The following is a 19,706-nucleotide window of genomic DNA, read 5'->3' on the forward strand; positions in this document are numbered from 1 at the left end:
TATTGTTTAAATTGAACTTTTTGCATATCTTTGACTATGTATATTTACATTGGTTTGGTAGCCTAAATATACATAAAAGTTCTCTCATATCAGCGGATAGAGAGAACTTTTTTTTCGGTGGGGACTTTTTAGTCAGCCCCTTAGTCGGCTGATACGATGTCGGCTGTTTCAATCCGGTATCCGGTCATATTCTTCTTACGTCCTTCCACATAAGAAAACACCTGAGCTTTTGTTTCAACCAAGGTTTTCTTAAAAGTGTGAACAGTGTGAAGGATGTGAGGAGTTTAAAATGGGGTTGTAAAATCACAGCAAACATCTGTTATTCTACAGTTTATGAGACAGTGAAAAGCGTGAAAGATAAAAGATGAACTTTTATTACCAAGTTGGTGGAGAAGTTGAAATACTTCATAACCTACATAAGAGAAACAAACTTTTGGTGCGATTGCTTTAATTAACAGTTGATGTATTGAGAAATAAAAAAAGCGAGGCTTCCAGGGAAACTTCGCTTTTTCGTTATTGGAATATCCAAAAGCAATGTATGGCTTTAGTCTTTTATTTTACGCAACTTTGCTTTCTTGATGAAGAACTTGGCAAGTTCTCTTCCTGCTTTGGCATACGTTTCCTGAACGCGATATCCGGAAGTAAAATCAGTACCCCAAAAGTTATTGGCTGAGGCATTGCGTATTCGGATAGAGGCTACTTGCTCGCCTGTTTCAATATGCTTCACTTTGCAACTTAAGTCGATCGAGGCATTTTGTCGCATGACACCTACATTCCAGCCGGGTTCTGTGAAGTCCGTATTGATTTCAATTCGATATTGCGCTCCTTCTGTACCTGCTGTGATACCTACCTCACTCATATACTTGTCGAATAATTCAAGGAATTTTGGTTCAAACCGCTCTTTGCGGTCACTATGCCAAGCTTCTTTCCATTGGTCGCCTTTGCCCTCTTCTTTCTTGTTATACTCGGACACTTTCTTATCTACATATTCTTTTTCGGTTAGCTTGCCTACCAACATCTCTTCATAAGAGAAAGAAAAGTCAATGGTTTTCTGGGCTTTAATGAAATCAATAGAACCGGAAGTCATAACAATGCTTTGTGCGTATGAAAGGATAGTAAAGCAACTTAATAATACAACTGTTGTTATTCTCTTTTTCATGCTTTTATTTGGCTTGTTATTATGGATATTAGTTACTTAAATCTACTAGAATTCAAATCCTACTTTAAATCCAAGGCCTTCCAAATCCGCTGTGTCGTCATAACTAATATAATAGCCACTGTAATAGTAATCATATTGCTGATAGTTATATTCCAATTTGAGATTTAGAGCTTTTTTGCCTTTTAGGGAGAAACGTACTCCGATACCGGTAGAGACATACAGTCCTTCAACATCGCCAACTGAATATCCTGTTTTGATATCAGCAAACGGAGTTACTTTCTTGTTGATAAAGTTGGCTCTGAAATCAACAAAGATAGGTACGGCTATCAGGTCTGCATCGGTATAGAAATCTGCCGCAACACCACCACCCAAGTAGAAATAGTTATTGAACTGGTATCCGTGGGAAGTTGAAATTTCTACTTTGTTCGCATCATAATCACTAAGGTCAGCTATGTAACCGAAGTCAATGAAACCTTTATAGCCTTTCAGTGTATTTCTTGCTGCTTTGCGATTGTTGGCATCCTTGCGGTAATCCCGTGTGTATCTTTCTTCTTTCGTAATTTTCTCCACATCGTTCATCTGACAGATGATGAGGCTGCCGTCGCTAGTCTTAATCTTTAAAGAAACATTGGGCACTTGCTCAATGATGACTCCTTTGATAACACTTCCGTTTTTCAGATATACAACTTCTGTGTAGTTTTGAGCTGCAACATAAGTACTGATACTCAGTAATAAAGTCAATAATAATAGTAGTTTTCTCATAATTCTATTTTTATTTGTTTATAATTTCTTGAGTGCGCTATGGATGGAACCGGCCCAGTAGTTACGCAAACCGAAGCCACCGGCTTTTCCTTCTGTAATCCATTCCTCGATGATTTCTTTAGTTTCGGTATTGAAGAATACAACTTCATAAGTACCACTGTTTTTTGACTTGTCCAAGAATTGTGCGATAAATACCATGCCTACGCCGGGCGTTTTCTGAATAGGCAGTGCTTCGATGGCTGTCTTGATTTGTTCTTTGTCGAGACTATACTTTGTTTTAGTAGTCATCAGTTCAGACTCGTTAATATTGCGATTTACCTGATTAACGGCGTCCAGTGAAATTTCCGTCACCTCTTTTCTCAACTGTTTGCCTACATTATACTTCTTGGCTTCCGTGATAAACAATTCATTGATACGTCTGAAAGCATCTTTGAATTGTAGCGGTGATTCATCCGCACCGAAAACTTTGACCTGAGAATAGTCTACACCATAGAATTTGATAGATTGAACATCTTTCAATGCACTTTTGCCTTGTCCGAAACAGAACAGGCTTGTGCTTAAGAATAAGAATAGGATAAGTTTTTTCATATACGTTAATGTTAAAGTGAATTATGTATATTGTTATTGATTCCCAAAAGTAGAAAAAAGTTATCGTAAATCAATGAATTTAATCGCTTTTCGACTCATGGGCGGCATTTGTATCTTGGCGATATACTCTGCCGACTCGAAATTGATGCTTGGCGCCACTCTGACTTTCGAGCGGAACAAGTCCTTTATCTCCTTGGCAAAACTCTCGCTGCGGTTCTCGCTTCCGATGCGAATCAGAATCTCATCCGTACCCAGTTCGTTGGTGTAGACCTCTATAATGTAGTTCTTTACCAAAGGAATATTATCCAGAATATCGAATAATGCGGGTGGATATAATGTCGTGCCTTTGTACTTTATCATTTGCCCTTTCCGACCGAGGATGGAACTCAGGCGAATCGTGTTTCTTCCGCAGGCACAAGGTGAGGTGTGATGGTAACAGATATCACCCGTTTTGAAGCGGAGCAGCGGCATCCCTTTGACACCCAATGTCGTAATGGTCACTTCGCCTGCTTCTCCCTCGGCAACAGGCTGGTTATTATCATCCAGAAACTCGACGATGATAAGTTCCGGTTGCAGATGTCCGCCGTGGAATTCGCTGCATTCGGTGAAGGATGACTGCATTTCGGTGGAAGCATACGTGGAATACAGTTGCAAGGCAGGCCATTTATCATGTATTTTCTGTCCGAGCGTATTTAACTGGAACTCCTGGTTGCGCAATGCTTCACCGATACAGATACATTTCTGCATGGAACAGGCATTATAGTCGATATGGTTTTTCTCGGCGAACTCTATCAGTTTGATAAGAAAAGAAGGAACCACCATTCCGCAAGTGGGTTGTATCCGGCGAATCGTATCCCATTGCAGCTCGGGGATGCCGTTGCCTACACGGATAACTCCCATGCCGAGTTCGCGTGCCCCCATATAATACGCCAGTCCTGCCATGAAGCGGCGGTCGATGGTAGTCATCAGTTGCAGGATATCCTGCCTGGTGCATCCGGTGGTGGTGAAAGATAGAAACTCGTTGTAGGATAAGCGGTCGAGGTCTTCGGAAGTGAGGACGAAAGTCACCGGGTCGCCTAATGTGCCGGAAGTCGTCACGTAGTCGATGATTTCTTCTTTACCTACGCAGATGAAATCTTCATTATGAAGTTGCAAATCCGTCTTCGTGGTGACGGGGATTTGTTGCAGGTCTTCTATCTTCCGAATCCGGTTGATATCGATATGATGTTCCTCGAACATCTGTTGGTAGAACTTGGAATGTGCTTGCAGATAGGCTAACGCTTCAGCTAGCTGTTCTTCCTGATAGCATTTTATTTCTTCCGGTGAGCGGAACTGAATGTCGGGATTCTTTTCCATCTTAAGAGTGTTTTTGTATTTTCTGTTGGATACGTTCTTTTTCTTGTAGTTTGGGAATCGGTCTGGTCAATGCCTTTTTCCAATAGCCGACGGCTTGTTGAGGCTGGCGGATAGCTTCGTAGTAATTGCCCAGTACTTCATACACATAATAGAAAGAAGGGTTGGACGCTTCGTATTCCTTGAGCAGACTGTCTTCCACTTTCTCCTTTGCTTTTATCTTTTTCAGTAGCAACGGAGTAAGCCTTTTGTAAGTAAGGAGTTGCTCGAACTCCGGTTCCTGCATGAATTCATCTGCGGGAATGGTCAGTTCCGGAATGTATATCTCAGCCCGGAGAGCGATGGCTTTTTTGAATATCAGGTTCAAGTCGTAAGCTATGTATTTGCCGCATTGCCACGGAGAGGTGGATACCCACATCAACTGCTTCTCAGGTTGGAAGATGACGGAGTGGTGGGCGATAAACTGGTTGATAGCCATTTCGTTTGCCAGTCCCAGGTCGGCGTTTTGCCGCCCTTTGTGATTACGCAGGATAGAAGCGGCTTTCACCGGATTCATCGGTTGGTTCTCGCTAATCAGTTCTTCCAGACGTGCATAACGGTAAGGACTGTCGGAAGTCCGTATGTTTTCCATATTCCGTTCGTCCTTGGCAAATGCATCCGATTGGTAATGATTAGTGCAGATAATCCTGTCTTTTTCCTTTCCGTTGAAAAGGACGGTCTTCTCGGGAGATTTCTCGATGATAGCTGCCCTGCCGTCTTTGGCGGAGCCTATCAAGATAGATTCGGAGACAAAAGTTTTCCGCTTTTGGGCGATGGCGAAGGCTTCGTCGATAGTCGATGCATATTGCAGGATTTCCCGGGTAAGGATGGAGATGGGGGTGGCGGAACTTGTCGGCATGGCGGACTTTGCCGCGTTGATGGTTACGGTAAGCCCGGCTTCGTTCATGCCGGACAATATGCCTATCATGCCCGGCCATCCGATGGAAGCAAATTTATACCCTTTGGACGGTGCGCAGAAGGTGACCTGCTTGTTTTCTGCAAAGGCATCCCCGACATAGAAATCGAAGTTGCGCCCTATAAGCAGCGACGAGTCCGCACTTTGAGTTCCCCAAGTAGCGAACGAGCTGCATCCCACTAACATATAGTCCTGCATGGCATGTCCCAAGTCGTGTGCCGCATGGTAATTCAACTGGCGTTCGTAAGGAGTGCCGATAAAGTCGTAGTCGTGGGTGCACGATAGTGAGATTCCATAAATCTCTTCCCGATATTCTTCAGGGACATTCTCACCCAAATTACGGTTGAACAGTACAATGAAGAACCGCAGAAATTTCAGATAACTGTCTGAAGGTATAATTTCACGAATCTGGTCAACGAATACTTTCTCTTGGTGATGAAGCAAATCGGCAGACAGTTTGCCGATGGCGTCCCCTCTTTCAAGGGCATCGCCTCTCACGAACAATTCCCACAATCCGCTTTCACTGCGTCGCATAAAGTTATCAGCATAATATCGAAGATCGAGAGTATCCTTGTAGAGCACTTCTGCCGGAACCAGAGCAATAGTATCTGCATAAGGTACTTCTGTCAGGATGATATTAGGCTCTTTTGGCGGTGTCATCATATCCGCTGAAAAGTAGAGATAACTGATTCCGCCTGCTAATACGATGACGAGCAACAAGAGAATGCCGCTCGTATATTTGATGGTCTGTTTGATAACTTTATGCATTTCCTACTTTTTTAGCTAAATATTCCTGTCCCACAAATTCGGTGCACGTAAGCATAGCTGTCAGTGTTACGCCCAGTGCGCCATGTACATTCAGGTTTTGACCTGTAAAAAAGAGATTTCCCAATCGGCTTCGTGTAGATACAAAACCGATTTGCGGGCATTTATAGTCTTTGATGATTCCGTATGCGGAACCGTCTACCGTACCTGTGTAGTCACGATAACTCAACGGAGTAGTGGTGAATAGTTCCTCTATGTTTTCAGAGAAATCGAAACCGTGTCTTCGTAGGAAACGGAGTATTTGTTCCGCTTTCTCTTTCTTGAAGAACTGGTAACCCTCGCCGCGGTGTTCGGGAGAGGAGTCCTTCCATGCGGACAATTCATCCATATACATCGGTGTCAGGATAGAGATGACACTGGCATATTGGCTGTCCTCGGAAGAGGCTTGCATCGAAATCATGCAGTTAGTAGTTCGTCCCGGATAGAGCAACTTGTCATACCACACTTTATTGTTCCCATGCAGATAGATGTTGCGGTTCTGGTACGGAGTACTTTTCTTTTTCATTACCAGATAAAGTGTGAAGATGCCGTACGTGTTGTCGAGCGAACGGATTCGGGAGATAAAGGCATTTTTGATACTGCGGTTCTTGTCCAGTATTTCCAATGTCCGTTTGGGGTGTATGTTCGATATGACATAATCGCTTTCCAACCGTTCTTCACCGTTGACAATGACTCCCTGCACTTTCTCGTCCTCGACGATGATGCGGGTTGCTTCGCTGTTGTTGAGAACCGTACCGCCATTGTCCCGGATTACGTCAATCAGTTCCAGACTGACCTGCATGCTTCCGTCTACGAAACGGTAAGCGCTTTCAATATAGGAATGGTTAATCATGGCATGCTGATAGAAGGTGGAAACATCTTTCAGGCCGCCATAGAGCAAAGCGGAGCCTGCTAACACATTTTGCAGGGTATGGTCGTGGGTGATGTCGGCAATCAGTCCGGCAGCGGAAGTGCAGAAATACTTCATGCCTTCCAACGCAATGACGCCTTGTTTCAGATGGTCTACGCTAATCAAGTTTCCTACCGCTTGAAGCTGCTCGGTATAGCGTTTCAGGTTCTCTTTCTCGTGAGGGAAAGACCGGTGGAGCGTCTCGATAAATTGCGGGTATCCCATTGCGTAATCATACGCTTGCCCTCTGTAGTGAATCGTATCGAAAGCTTCGGCGTCCAACCGCTTCACTTTTAGCTTGTCCATAATGCCGAAATAGCGGAAATACTGGTTCATCACCTGTCCCTCATCCAGGCTTCCTACATAATGAATGCCTGTATCAAGCAAACGTCCTTTTCGCTGATACGTCTGGAAGCATCCCCCGAACTGCGCATTTTTCTCTATTACGCATACGTTGAATCCCTCTTTGCTGAGAATCGCTCCACATTCCAGTCCGCCCAGTCCGCTTCCGATGATGATAATGTCATATTTACTCATGCTAGTCCGGTTTTCTGAATATATAAATGGTGTTTGATGTATATTTGTCGTTTGGTATGGTTTCGACGTTCATACCGCAGGTTGCCGCTATCTCCCGCAGTTGGGCTTCCGTGGTGAAGGACAGTTCTTCGGTTGCCCGGTTGAATTTGAAGATGCGCGTGGACAGTAGCTCTGTGAACCGGGTCAGACGGTGCTTGGAAGTGTTGGCGGAGTTCCCGTCACGTATAATCATCATTCCTTGCGGGCGCAGCCGGCCGGCACATTTCAACAGCAATGACCGTTGATGTTCATAACTCATATAGTGCAGCATATCATTCAAGATAAACACGTCGCTTTCCGGCAACGGATATTCAAGTGCGTTGCCGTGCCTGAACTGAAGACGGTCGCCGCGCAACCATCCGTGTTGTGCTACGGCTATTTTGTCCTCGTCATAGTCGATGCCCAGAATATCCCGGTCTTCGGACAGCAGGGACAGCATATAGCATAACGGGCCGAATCCGCAGCCTATGTCCGTGATTTGCCCCTGAGTGGGAATCAGCCGGTTGAACAACCGGTAATTTCCTTCCATTTTCACCTTGATACGGATATACCATTCCACGATAGGGCCTTTGTAGATATAGTTCTGGATAAGCGCCTCATAAAAAGCGGGGTTGTCCGTCGTATTCTTTTCTCGGCAGATACGCGCATATTCCTGTTGCATATAGGTGGATATGCGTTTGGTACGTTCCTGATAGGTAGTTCCGAAAGACGGGTCACCTACGGGTATGCGCGGAAGTATCTCCGTGTAGATGATTCCTTTGCGGACATTGAAAGGCTGCGCTTTGGCGATAATCTTGTCGTTGCCGTATAACAGAATCGGGAGAATATCCAGTTGCAGCGTTTCCGCCAGATAAAATGCCCCTTTATGAAAACGCTTCATCTTTCCGTTATAGGTACGTGTGCCTTCGGGGAAGACCGCAATGGAATAACCCTCTTCCACCTTTTTCTTCATCCGTTCTATATATTGTTCGTATCCTTCACCTATATAATAGAAATCGGCATAGCGGATGATGGCTCCGAAGAAAGGGGAATGCCATACCCAGTGATTGGTCATCATCAGGACTTTGGACGAAAGAGACAACAACACGAGAATATCAATAAACGACTGGTGGTTGGCTATGATAATGGCCTGACGGTCAAACCGTTCGTTGGCTTTGTTGATATGTTCCTTTTTGACGGCGGTAGCCAATAATAGAATCCCTTTGCAGGTAATCTGTATCAGGCGGCAGACGAAATGCTGCTTGCTGCTCTTGCGTACGGGAATCAGATAGAGCAAGGCTATCAATATCCGGAGAAGGATACATCCGATAAAGAAGAGCAGAAAGAGCGCGACAGTCCGTAGCAGCCTGATAAGCGTATAAGGCGGCAACCCTTTGAATGCCGGAGATGCAATGAAGAACCGGAAGATAAGCGGCTGGATGGTATAGGCTACCAACACCACTGCTATCATTCCAAGTATGGAAATCAGTGAAATAGATTGCAAGGCCGGATGCTTGGCGAAAACGAGCGCACCCATTCCGACCACCGTAGTGAAGGCAGAGAAGAAGATGGCCGTTTTGTGCGAGTTCAGCACTTTCTGGCCTGTGCGGTACTTGTTTTGCAATCCGTCCATGATGAAAATGCTGAAATCATCACCGATACCGAATATAAAGGTAGACAGGATGATATTGATGATATTGAACTCAATACCCAGGATTCCCATCAGCCCGAGGATAATCACCCAACTGACTAGCATCGGGAGAAAACTCATCAACGTAAGTTCGATACGCCCGTAAGAGAACCACAAGGCAAAGAATATCAGGAAAGAAGAAAGATATAGAATCAGGTAGAAGTCATCATTGATGGCGGACACCCATTTGTTGGCAAAGTAGGAACGGTCGAAGATGACGACATCCCGGTCTTTGTTGAAATGCGCATATACCGCTTCTTTATTTGTCTCGCTGATTCGTATCTGGCTGATAAGCATCGTTATGGAATCAGCCGATGTCTGCCATTCATTCAATAGCTTGCCGGATAAATCGTCCTCTTGGGAAGAGTAATGATATTCGCCGAAAGGCCGTGCGAGCCATTGGCAGAAGCCGTCGAAACTTCCGGGACGGAAACGGAATTCGGCAGCGGATGCTTCCAGATGCTCACGAACCTGTTCCTTCTTCTCATTCGTCCAGTAATCTTCCCATTTCTTCAGGCGTTTCTGCTGTTCTTGTGGGGAGATAAGGAACTGTGAGGCGGAAGCGTATTCTTTTATCAGCCCTTGTTCTTTCAGGGTGGATAGCTTTCGGTTGGTCGCTGCATAGGTTTCAGTAGCTCCGACCATATCTTTGCCTACGCTGACAAAGAGGACTGTCTTTTCATGGCTGTCGAAGAGGTGCAGCAGTTTCTCTTCCGATTGTTTGAGATGTTGAGGCTCGTAGTTGAGACTCATCATATCGTTGTTGAACCCTACTTTCTGCGAGGTAAACAGGCAGATGACGGTGACAAGGGCGATGCCCCCGACCAGCCATTTATTCTTATCGAAAGAATAAGCGTTTATTTTCTCTATGATACGTAGTACACGTCCTTGCTTCACATCTGCCTGTCCCTTTAGGAAATGAGGCAGGTAAATCAAGCAGAAAAGAGTAGTGCCTACCAGTGCTAGGGAAGCGAACATACCGAAGTCGCGCAGCAGGTCGGAACTGGTGAATATCAGTCCCAGAAATGCCCCGATGGTCGTAAAACTGCCTACCGTCAGCGGGTAAGCGATTTCTTTAATCAGTTGTTGCACCGTGGATACATGATTCTGATGCGCCAGCATATGGATGGAATAGCTGAGTGCGATGCCCATCACCGCCGAGCCGGCTCCTACGGCAATAGCCGAAATACTTCCCTTGATAAAGAAAATCAGGAACAGGGCAAACAGTCCGCCGAACAGTACAGGGGTAATAATCAAAGGTATCGACCTTTTCCGTTTGAAGACGAATGAGATGAATACAATGATGATGAGCAGTGCGATAGTAGAGGTTAGTATAGTGTCCTTTTTTATCTGCCGGGCATTGTAGACTCCTACCGAAGGACCGCCGAAATATTCCGCCCGAATCACAGGAGACTCACTTTGTACGTGCCGGAGTTCTTCTTCCAGTATTCTGACGAGTTCGTCATTCTTTCCGGTGCTTCCTGTGCTGAATACCGGAGTGATGAACATCAATAAGGTAGAACCGTCTTTGGAGAAGATATGTTCGTCGTAGATTTCGTAGTTGGCTTCCAACTGGAAATCCTGTAAGTGCTTCAGGACTTCACTGCCAAGTCCGAGCGGGTCCCTGAGGATATAACTTCTTAATGCAATGCCGGCAGGAGAAAGAAGGTTGGTGTAATTCTTCTGCATGGCGGCGTGTATTCCCTTTTGTGTCAGTAGGGAGTCGAACCGCTGGTAATCCGTGTCTGTCAGGAAGAGTGGAAGATGGTCGTAAACGAAGTCGGTGGCTCCGCTGACGAGATTCTGGTCTACTTGTGCGAAGATACTTTTTATCAGTGTCCCGCCTGCTTTTTCGGTCAGAGATTGTTGCAGTTGTCCGGCTGCTTCAATCAGGGAATCCGGTTCTACGGCATTACACGTATCCGCAGAGGAGAGCATGACAATGATTTTGTCCTTAATCTTGAGATTATCAAAAACCTTGATGGTATTCTGTGAATCTTTGGTGTCGGGGAAGAACTGTGTGATGTTCTCTTCAAACTTCACTTGTAGGGCAAAGTAGCCCATGAACAGGATACAGCAGATGAGGGACAGGTAGAACAGAATCTTGTGTCTTTCAAAATAATCATATAGTCCGATAAAAAACTGGGTCATATCTTTTTTCTTCTACAAGTCGTGAGCAGGGCGAACGAAATGATTCCCGCTACCAGGCTGCAAACGACTGCAAATATAATACTTCCTATCAAATATTGCTCTATGACTGATTTTACATTTGCGAAAGAGAGCTCATTTAAGTGCAGGTTGACGGGGTCGCCCAGCACTTTGCATCCGGTTGCGTAACTTCCATACAGCAAAAACGGAATCATCGGGGGGATGCTGATGTTGGCCGCTACAATAGCGATGACTTTGTTCAGCCGGAGCAGATGTGCCAGAAACAGGGTTGTCAGCATTTGGTATCCCCACACCGGAACGATGCCCATGAATACTCCGAGCACAATGGCTGCCGTGATTCGCAGGTTGGATTCTGGTGAATGGGTGACATGTTCGGAGAAAAAACGCTTGCAGTTCTTCCAGGTCAGTTTGCGGAAAAAGTTGCGGGGGATAATCCACAAGAAAGTGATAAATACCAGTACCGTATTCAGGATGCTGATACGGGTGAAATCACGGAACGGGCGGAAATGCGAAACCCGCTCCTCTTGTGGCGGATAATAGACATGTACCGGTATGTTTTTGACTGCGATATCTCCCCATGCCGCAAATACGAGGGCTTCCAGTTCAAATTCATATTTGGCGGTATAATACCATTTATGGACGTTCATCTGTTGCAATGGATACAGGCGGTAACCGGATTGTGTGTCCTGCAACTTGATTCCCGTTTCGAGGGTGAACCAGAAGTTGGAGAATTTATTGGCAAATGTATTTTTTTCCGGCATATTGTCCGAAGCAAGGTTGCGCGAACCTACCAGCAGAGTATCCGGCTCTTTTTCGATAGCTTCGATGAACGAAGGGATATCCGAAGCGAAGTGCTGCTCGTCCGAATCAATGGTGATGGCATAGCGGAAGCCTTGTGCCTTTGCATGGCAGAGTCCATGTTTCAAGGCTACCCCTTTTCCCCGGTTGGCGGGGTGGGTGATAACTTGCAGGTTGGCTTCCTGGCTGAGTATCCCGGCTGTTTCGTCCGTTGAACCGTCATTGACGACGAGAATGTCCGGTGCATAGGAGCGTACACTCTCTATGACGTCCGCCAGTGTCTTGCCGTTGTTGTAACTTGGGATGATAACGATAATCCCCAATTGTTTCAACTTCTCGTGCCAGTAGGCTGTACTTTGCGACTCCTTCATATTTTAGTTGAGGTTAGTACGGCTTTCAGCTTGATAAAGCATTCGTTTTCTGCGGTTTCTTTCGCTTCTGTGGTTCCTTCAGTTGTTACGGCTCCTTCCGCCTTTACAGTCCCTTCCGCCTGCAACTGAAGTTTGCCTTCTTCCGTATCTTTGAGGGTCAGCGTTACCGACAGGCAGGGTGTATTGACAGGATTGACGACTGACAAGAACTTGCATGAAGACACTTGTGTATATTGCAACTTGTGCCGGCGGATATCCTCTGCACATTCTTTGATAAGTTGCAGTAGACAGACTCCGGGAACTACCGGATGCTCCGGAAAGTGTCCCTGATAAATAGCGTGCTCCGGATTCAGTTTTACCCGGATAGTCCAGGTGATTGAATCCGGTGATTCGGAAGAGAGAAGCGTATAGAAGTTATCAAGTAGCATATATTAAATCTCTTTAGATAGTTTGTCCAGGCGAATTGTCAATCGTATCCATGGATGCTTTATTTTTATTTGTACCGGGTCGCCCGGAATATCTCCCGTGATATATAAGACAGATTTCCCGAAGCCCTTTCCACTGGCTCTTTTTTCCGTCAAACCGTCTTTGGACATCTTCGCCCGGATACTTTTCTCGCTTAGAAACAGGCGTTTGAAGTCCATCTCCAGAAGTTTCAGTACCTTTTCTTTCTTCATGGGTTCAATGCAACTGTTGACATTGAACTTACCATCTTGAAGGGAGAAGTCAAAAAGGCTTAGCCCGAAATAGGTGGACGCCACTATCCGGATTTCATTGTCGGGCATACGGCGTACTATCAGCATGCCGCTCATGTGATGCTTCATGAAGTCCAACTGGATATTATACTTTTGCGAGCTTTCTCCTTTTGCCAGTTCGATAGCAGGCGGCACTATGCTGTTTTCCCCGCTTATGCGCGGAGAGCAGGAAACCGGCAACTGCATCACTAAGAAAAGCAGAACCGTCCGATTAACGAATCGCAAACTTCGTATCATTCTTCAGGGAGTTGAACTTTTTGTTATAGAATTCGTATTCGGTATAATTCGTGGCTGTTTCGGACAGGCGGAGTTTGTGTACCGACATATCTTTCTTGTCGAGGTAGATTTCTATCCCGGTGATATAGGCTTGTACGGCTTTATTGACCGGCTTTATCTTGACCAGGTAGAATTGTGCATCTTCAAAGTATGCCAGTTGGTAGTTGGACGACATTTTGGAGAGGTCGCCTATCATGCAGGCGGTCAGCATATCCTGCATCTGTCCCATCATCTTGTTGGCGTTCAGGTTCATGATGTTTTTCTTACCGTCCGAAACGATTTTGAGCTTACTGCCGTTTATCACGATGAGATAGTCCATCGGGCGGAAATATTCCATGCAGATTTTATTGCTCTTCTGGTAGTAGAACTTCCCTTTGGAAGTAACTTTTTCGTCGAATATGTCGAGGTATTTCACTTGCGTGAAATCACTTTCGATAGATTGTACGGTCTGTGCTTCTTCTGCCAGGCGTTTCTCAAAATCCTGAAGTTGCGTCAACTTCTTCATGCCTTGCGCATGGGCAGAGACAACGGACAGAAAGATAAGTAATGTATATGTAACTAAAGTTCTCATACGTTTTTATTTTATGCCAATAGTTCGTCCAGCCGGACAATGGTGTATCCCTGTTTTTTCAGTAAATCCAGTATCTGCTTCACCAGTTGCCCGCTGTTTGGCATTCGGTCGTGCAGCAAGATAATAGAGCCTGGTTTAAGACCTTTCCGGATTCTGTCGAGTACTTTCTCCGGTGACGGCTGTTGTGTATCCAGTGTACGGATGTTCCATCCTATAGAGGTGTAACCCAATTGTCGGACGGCTTTCGCAATCGTCGGATTGGTGACCCCGAATGGCGGACGAAACAAAGTTACCGGCTGCGAAGTTACTCGTTCTAGTTCAGACTGACAAGTTTGCAGGTCTTTTTTCATCCTGGAGAGTCTGTATAGCGGGAATAAGCCGGAATGGGTAAATGAATGATTTCCAATCAGATGTCCTTCCGCTACCATTTGCTGCAATAACTTCTCATTTCCTTCAATCTTGTGTCCGATACAGAAGAAACAGGCTGTTGCTTGGTGTTCTTTCAGCACTTTCAGTACTTTCGGAGTCTGTATAGGGTCGGGGCCGTCGTCAAAAGTCAAGACTATTACCTTTTCTCCAGTACGCTTTCTGCAAAACGAGCGGAGATAAATCTCCGACCGGATGCTATAAGAAGCATAGACGAGAAAAGACAGTATCAGCAATGAACCAAGAACGAGACAGGTGATAATCATACGCTTTTCCGGATTAGAATCAAAGAATGATTGATGGAGTGGTGATGATTATAAATCAGTATATTCGTAGGAGTGGTGCAGTTCTCCGATTCTTTCACAGCTTTCCATACGGCATACGATGAAGCGGTAGGATACTCGCCACATTCGTCTTTGAAGCTGAGATGGATACTCTCCAGGAAGAGGTTTGTTTCTAGCTCTTCATAAATGGTATTGCTTTCAGAGGTGATTGCTTGATTCAATGGCGCATCTTTCTCAGATATGATTGTCTGCTTCGGAGAATTATCCTGCCAGGATTGTTGCTTATTCTTTCCGGTCATAAACCACTGAATATCCCGGCTATTTAATCCATTCCGTTGCAGAAAACGCATAATACGGTTTTGGATTTCTTCTGTCGTTTGCTGCCCGGCGAAAGTTTCTATCCCTTTTATTTCCGCGAGCGGGTGTTCTCCGGTTTCTCGGCTCAATAGGAAGAATTGTGCGCCTTCTCCGGCTTCTATCCCTTTTAGTATCCCCAGTCGCTGTTGGATGGCGTGACTGGTATCCGTCATTTCGTCCATGGCTCCTACAAGTATATACCCGCTTCCTTCCCAAATCTTCATCATGGCATCCAGCAAAGCACTTTCGAAACTTAGACCACGATGTACATAAGTCATGTTGTAGGCATGTATCCCACGTATCAGGGCGATTTGCGCACCGATTGTATTGAATGTCGACTGGATGAAGGGGGTAGGGTTCAGCATCCGTTCTTCATTGTCTATCAGTGTATTCAGAAACTTTTCCGTATCGACCAGGCAGCCTAGTCCTGTGGCTGTGATAATTCCCTGTATCTCTTCGGGCGGCAGTTCGCCTATACATTCCAATCCGCAGGCTACCCCCATTTTTACGATACGGCTCATGCGTCTGCGTAAGGTCGCATTGGTAATGATGTTCTTATAATCAGGCTCACAGGCTTGCAGATAAGGACGGCTGTCATCCGGTTTCTCTTGTGGATGAATCGAGGCGATGCGTTGGATATAGACTGGCTGCATAGACATAATAACTTAAAGGTTCGTTCCTTGCGGAATATTAGTTGCAGAAAAGAGAAGCGATGAATTGTTCCCACCGAAACCGAAAGAGTTGGATAATACATGGCGGACGGGGATTCCTTCCCGGAAAGTCGTTTCCGGTATCAGTCCCGTTTCGGGCATCGCGTCCGTGAAGTTCAGGTTCGGGTAAGTCATACCTTTATATATGGAAAGAACGGAATATACCGCTTCAATCCCTTCAGAAGCTCCTAAGGTATGTCCGATAAAGGCTTTCACCGAACTGAACGGTGGAACGTGCTCTCCGAAGATTCTCTGTAATGCCATTCCTTCCGATGCATCGTTGCCGGGAGTGCCTGTGCCATGCACATTGATATAGTCTATTTCTTCGGGAGAAATACCGCTTGAAGCGATTGCTTCGCTCATTGACAGAAAAGCGCCGTCTCCTTCGGGAGAACTTCCCGTCTGGTGATAGGCTTCGTTTGTATTGGCGTAACCGCTTAGTTCGCAATAAGGAGTTCGCCGGAGTGAGCTTTCCGGTTGAAGCACTAAGTAACCTGCCCCTTCTCCGAGGTTGAGTCCCGTACGCGAACGGTCAAAGGGACGGCAATGTGCCTTATCCAGAATCATAAGAGAGTTGAATCCGTTCAGTGTGAACCGGCAAAGTGCGTCCGTTCCCCCGACAACGACAGCATCCAATAACCCGTGTTTAATCATCCTTGCTCCCAGCATGATGGCGTTGGCGGCTGACGAACAGGCGGTACTGATGGTTGTTATGAAATCGTTGATACCCAGGTGGGAAGCAATCAGTTCCGTACTGGCTCCGCAGTCGTGGGAGATGACTTCACGCAATCGTCCCCGTTCGGGATTCTCTTTGAAAGATTCATAGAAATGCTCGCTTAAATCCATGCCGCCGACAGAAGTTGCAGAAATAAAACCGATACGTAACGGTTGAGAGTCCTGCTGTGTATGCTGAGTGTCCTGTTGGGTATACTGTGAGTCCTGTAGGGTATGCTGAGACGGTTGCTGTGCATGCTGTAATGTTCTCTGATTCAGTCCGGCATCTTCCAGTGCTTCTTTAGCCGCCACCATTCCCAACAATGCTGTGCGTGAGACAGTCCGTTGCGGAGGGATGCCCAGCAATTGTTTCAGTTCCTCATTGCTATGCTTCACTTCGGATACGGGCACGTCGAGGGCAGTCGGGAAAAGAGTTACTTTTCCGATGCCATGTTTCCCTTGTCTCAAAGCCTCTATGTTTTCGGAAACTCCGATGCCGATGCCCGAAACAACTCCCAGTCCGGTGACATAAATCTTCATGCGTCAGGCTTTACGATTGGCTGCAATGTAATCAGACAGTGTGCGTACCGAATAGAAGATTTGCTTTCCTTCGCCCGGATTTTCTATTTTAATACCATATTCACGTTCCAGAATCAGTATGATTTCGAGGGCGTCGATAGAGTCAAGACCAAGGCCTTCATCTCCGAACAGGGGTGCTTCGTCGTCTATATCTTCCGGAGTGATTTCTTCCAGGTTTAACTCTTTGATGAGTTTACCTTTCACTTCGTCCATCAGTTCTCTTGGGGTTTGATTTGAATTATCCATAAGTTGTCGATATGTTATTAATAAGTCGTTGATATATTAGTAAGTTGTTTAAATTCTGCCTGATATTGTCCGTCCATCAGTTCGCACCAGCCTATGATGCAGGTGCGCAACTTCCCTTTAGCCATTACGATACGTGCGTAATCCTCTAAAGAATCAGGCTCGTAATGCGGACAGACAAAGAAAGTATTCTCTCCCTTTATCTTATGCCGGATGCAAATCTCACCCAGCACTACATTGGGGAGCGTATAGACAAATACGGCAGGACTGGCGGCTTTGTCTCCTTCCTTGCTGATAAGGGTCTGATGTTTGCAGTCCGTATCCAGCGATGAAGAAGCGTTGGCAAGAATAATTCCAATCTCTTCTGGCTGATAATCAGTTTCTTTCAATAAGTAGCCGGCAGCCACGTATCCCAGTTTACACAGGTCATCCATTTTATAGAACTTCATATTGTTGTCTCCCAAGTTCTTATAGGCTTCCCGGATAAACGGTGCAAAGTCCGTCTCTGAAGAGTTGAATATGACTGTTCCGTCATGTTCTACTACTCCCGGTCTGATAGTGATACTGTTCACAGATTCGGTGAGTGCCTTGGAAAAAGGAACTTGTTTTTGGCGGCGACGAGCGGCAGGAAGAGATAATACAACTGCGGCATTGCATCCGCCGAAACCGGAAGCGGTCTTGACGCAACATTTCATCGGCATCGGTTGATGCGTGCCATAGACGGCGACAGGCATAGGGACACCAAGTGTTTCGTATCCTAAAGTCCCGTAAAGTATTCCTGTTTTCAACTGCTCCATACAAAGAATAGTTTCAATAATACCCGAAGCTCCTAACGTATGTCCGAAATAAGGCTTCAAACTATTCACCGGAACTGTTGATAATCCTGCCAGATGGATAGCTTTGGATTCCATTTCATCATTATAAACGGTAGCTGTCCCGTGTGCATTGATAAAGCTGATGTCTCCGGGAGTTACTCCGGCTTCTTCCATTGCCTGACTGATAGCTAGTGCCAGTCCGTCTCCCGTTCGGGAAGGACCGGATATGTGGTTGGCATCATTGCTGACAGCTCCACCGGAGAGAATAATATCGTTGGTGTTTCCTTGAGTTTCTAAAAGAACGGCTCCGCAGGCTTCACCCAAGCTCAATCCGTCCCGTCGGATATCGTAAGGTCGGCAGCGCTGTGCGCTGACAGACCGGAAAGACAGGAATCCGCTGGTGATAAAATGAGATAGAATATCTCCACCGGCAACGATGACCCGTTTGTAACGTCCCGATTCTATCTGCCTTTTGGCTACAATGAGTGCCGAAACTCCTGATATGCAGGCATTTGAAATGACGTCTACCTGATTGCAGGCTCCGAAAAAGTTGCCGATTCGCTCCGCCATTTTCCAAAGAAAGGCAGGACTGTCCGTTGGAAGCTGTATAGACGAACCGTTCGATTCACCCGAAGCAACCAGTTCGTCCGAAGCAACCTGCTTACTTAATAAATCGACATTCCCTTTTGTCGTAGAGAGCAGTAAGGCACAATCCGGTTCACGGAGACTGGCTCCCGACTGGGAAATCACCTCTTGAACAGCCAAGATAAATAGTTGTTCCATACGGGTATAATCCGTTATCTGCATCTGTTTCGCCCGTCTTTCCAATTCGGCAGCGTCAATCATACCTGCCAATAGCGGGCTGTCGGATATCCGTCCGGCCTCCTGAATGCGGATACCACTCCGGCAGGCACGGATAGCTTCCGTATTTTCCTGTATGTCGAAGCCCAGCGAAGTAATAAGCGTATGAGCTGTAATATATATGTTCAGAGAATGTTCCATTTCTTTTTCCATTCCATATAAAACGGCGGATTAATAAGTTCCAGTTCTTTATTCAGGTTCAGGAATACTTGCATTGTGCTTCCAGTAGCTACTACGCTCTGGTCGCTAGCCCGGTAGATAACATATTCGAACTTTATCTTGGCGGCTTCGCAGGCGATATAGCGTGTCTCGACAATTGCCTCTTCACCGAAAGATAACGACTGCTTGAACTGGCAGGTCAAGTCGACAATGGGAACCATGTACCCTTCGCGGTAAATACTCATATAATCCAGACCGTACTGCTTGCCGAAGGCTTCCCTTCCGTCTTCAAAATAACGCACGTACTCACCGTGCCATACGATTTGCATGGAATCTATTTCGCTGAACCGTACTTTGAATGTAGTCCGGTTGGTCAGAGCGGGCGTATGTTGACTCGTTTTCCGTTTCATCCTTTCTTGATAAATATTTTCATCCGACATTCGGCTATCAGCTTCTCATCGGCTTTTACTTGTGCGGCAATCAAGGTAATATCGAATACTTCCTGCACGACGGTAATCTCGGTAAATAGCTTCATTCCCACTTCCGGTAAATCATAAATCCTGAGTTTGTCCACCGAACCGATAAAGCCTAGCGGAACCTGTGCGCCTTGCCGGGTGTAGATAAACCCGATACGTGCGGCTGCCGATTGGGCGATGTGCTCGATGATTCCCGGTTCTTGCAGTTTTCCTGCTTCGCAGAATATATTATCGGGCGTGACGGTCAGTCCGGAATATGAACAGTTCTCTTCAATGCCGAAGAAACTGTCCACCATGACAATAGGCGGGCGTTGCGGAATCAGTCCGAGTATTCCTTCTCCGTGTATGATAGCTTCCCTGTTCATC

The 19,706-nt window shown here is 45.9% G+C and carries 18 protein-coding genes; all 18 read right to left on the bottom strand.

Features of this window, described 5'->3' with window-relative positions; all coding sequences use genetic code 11:
• Positions 1-544 precede the first annotated feature (544 nt).
• The 18 genes from NSB03_RS07860 to NSB03_RS07945 are packed head-to-tail and all read right to left on the bottom strand — an operon-like array spanning position 545 to position 19,705.
• Positions 545-1,159, bottom strand: a complete 615-nt coding sequence (locus NSB03_RS07860) for a hypothetical protein (RefSeq protein ID WP_024986837.1) — start codon at positions 1,157-1,159, stop codon at positions 545-547.
• Positions 1,160-1,204: 45 nt separating this feature from the next.
• The gene (locus NSB03_RS07865) at positions 1,205-1,921 is read right to left on the bottom strand and encodes a DUF481 domain-containing protein (RefSeq protein ID WP_024986838.1); all 717 of its coding nucleotides are present in this window, start codon (positions 1,919-1,921) and stop codon (positions 1,205-1,207) included.
• An 18-nt stretch (positions 1,922-1,939) separates the two neighbouring features.
• Complete coding sequence (locus NSB03_RS07870; protein ID WP_024986839.1) at positions 1,940-2,509, bottom strand: hypothetical protein; 570 nt, start codon at positions 2,507-2,509, stop codon at positions 1,940-1,942.
• 60 nt (positions 2,510-2,569) lie between these two features.
• Positions 2,570-3,865 carry a flexirubin biosynthesis putative acyl-CoA ligase FlxY gene (gene flxY / locus NSB03_RS07875; protein WP_024986840.1) on the bottom strand — a complete coding sequence of 432 codons (1,296 nt, stop codon included), beginning with the start codon at positions 3,863-3,865 and terminating at the stop codon, positions 2,570-2,572.
• Position 3,866: 1 nt separating this feature from the next.
• Positions 3,867-5,585, bottom strand: a complete 1,719-nt coding sequence (locus tag NSB03_RS07880; RefSeq protein WP_024986841.1) for a C45 family autoproteolytic acyltransferase/hydrolase — start codon at positions 5,583-5,585, stop codon at positions 3,867-3,869.
• Positions 5,578-7,068 carry a phytoene desaturase family protein gene (locus NSB03_RS07885; RefSeq protein ID WP_024986842.1) on the bottom strand — a complete coding sequence of 497 codons (1,491 nt, stop codon included), beginning with the start codon at positions 7,066-7,068 and terminating at the stop codon, positions 5,578-5,580. Before NSB03_RS07885 ends, NSB03_RS07880 begins: the two co-directional genes overlap by 8 nt.
• Before the next feature lies 1 nt (position 7,069).
• A complete protein-coding gene (locus NSB03_RS07890) occupies positions 7,070-10,927 on the bottom strand; it encodes a 1-acyl-sn-glycerol-3-phosphate acyltransferase (RefSeq protein WP_257466314.1) in 3,858 nt (1,285 codons plus the stop codon).
• The gene (locus NSB03_RS07895; RefSeq protein WP_024986843.1) at positions 10,924-12,114 is read right to left on the bottom strand and encodes a DUF2062 domain-containing protein; all 1,191 of its coding nucleotides are present in this window, start codon (positions 12,112-12,114) and stop codon (positions 10,924-10,926) included. Before NSB03_RS07895 ends, NSB03_RS07890 begins: the two co-directional genes overlap by 4 nt.
• A complete protein-coding gene (locus tag NSB03_RS07900) occupies positions 12,111-12,542 on the bottom strand; it encodes an ApeI family dehydratase (RefSeq protein WP_024986844.1) in 432 nt (143 codons plus the stop codon). Before NSB03_RS07900 ends, NSB03_RS07895 begins: the two co-directional genes overlap by 4 nt.
• 3 nt (positions 12,543-12,545) lie before the next feature.
• Positions 12,546-13,106, bottom strand: coding sequence for a flexirubin biosynthesis protein LolB2 (gene lolB2, locus NSB03_RS07905; protein WP_024986845.1), 561 nt, complete (start codon positions 13,104-13,106; stop codon positions 12,546-12,548).
• Positions 13,081-13,716, bottom strand: coding sequence for a flexirubin biosynthesis/transport protein LolA2 (gene lolA2 / locus NSB03_RS07910; protein ID WP_257466315.1), 636 nt, complete (start codon positions 13,714-13,716; stop codon positions 13,081-13,083). The genes lolB2 and lolA2 overlap by 26 nt, the downstream gene beginning before the upstream one ends.
• A gap of 11 nt (positions 13,717-13,727) precedes the next feature.
• Positions 13,728-14,408, bottom strand: a complete 681-nt coding sequence (locus tag NSB03_RS07915) for a polysaccharide deacetylase family protein (protein WP_024986847.1) — start codon at positions 14,406-14,408, stop codon at positions 13,728-13,730.
• The gene (locus tag NSB03_RS07920) at positions 14,405-15,436 is read right to left on the bottom strand and encodes a beta-ketoacyl synthase chain length factor (protein WP_024986848.1); all 1,032 of its coding nucleotides are present in this window, start codon (positions 15,434-15,436) and stop codon (positions 14,405-14,407) included. The genes NSB03_RS07915 and NSB03_RS07920 overlap by 4 nt, the downstream gene beginning before the upstream one ends.
• A 12-nt stretch (positions 15,437-15,448) precedes the next feature.
• Complete coding sequence (locus NSB03_RS07925) at positions 15,449-16,747, bottom strand: beta-ketoacyl-[acyl-carrier-protein] synthase family protein (protein ID WP_257466316.1); 1,299 nt, start codon at positions 16,745-16,747, stop codon at positions 15,449-15,451.
• 3 nt (positions 16,748-16,750) lie between these two features.
• Positions 16,751-17,032, bottom strand: coding sequence for a phosphopantetheine-binding protein (locus NSB03_RS07930; protein ID WP_024986849.1), 282 nt, complete (start codon positions 17,030-17,032; stop codon positions 16,751-16,753).
• 17 nt (positions 17,033-17,049) lie between these two features.
• Positions 17,050-18,846, bottom strand: coding sequence for a beta-ketoacyl-[acyl-carrier-protein] synthase family protein (locus NSB03_RS07935; protein WP_024986850.1), 1,797 nt, complete (start codon positions 18,844-18,846; stop codon positions 17,050-17,052).
• Positions 18,831-19,274 (bottom strand): acyl-CoA thioesterase, encoded by a 444-nt coding sequence (locus NSB03_RS07940; protein ID WP_257466317.1) that lies wholly within the window; start codon positions 19,272-19,274, stop codon positions 18,831-18,833. The genes NSB03_RS07935 and NSB03_RS07940 overlap by 16 nt, the downstream gene beginning before the upstream one ends.
• A complete protein-coding gene (locus tag NSB03_RS07945; protein WP_024986851.1) occupies positions 19,271-19,705 on the bottom strand; it encodes a hotdog family protein in 435 nt (144 codons plus the stop codon). The genes NSB03_RS07940 and NSB03_RS07945 overlap by 4 nt, the downstream gene beginning before the upstream one ends.
• Between the last annotated feature and the right edge of the window lies 1 nt (position 19,706).

It is taken from the genome of Bacteroides acidifaciens, from assembly GCF_024623065.1.
Taxonomy (GTDB): Bacteria; Bacteroidota; Bacteroidia; order Bacteroidales; family Bacteroidaceae; genus Bacteroides; species Bacteroides acidifaciens.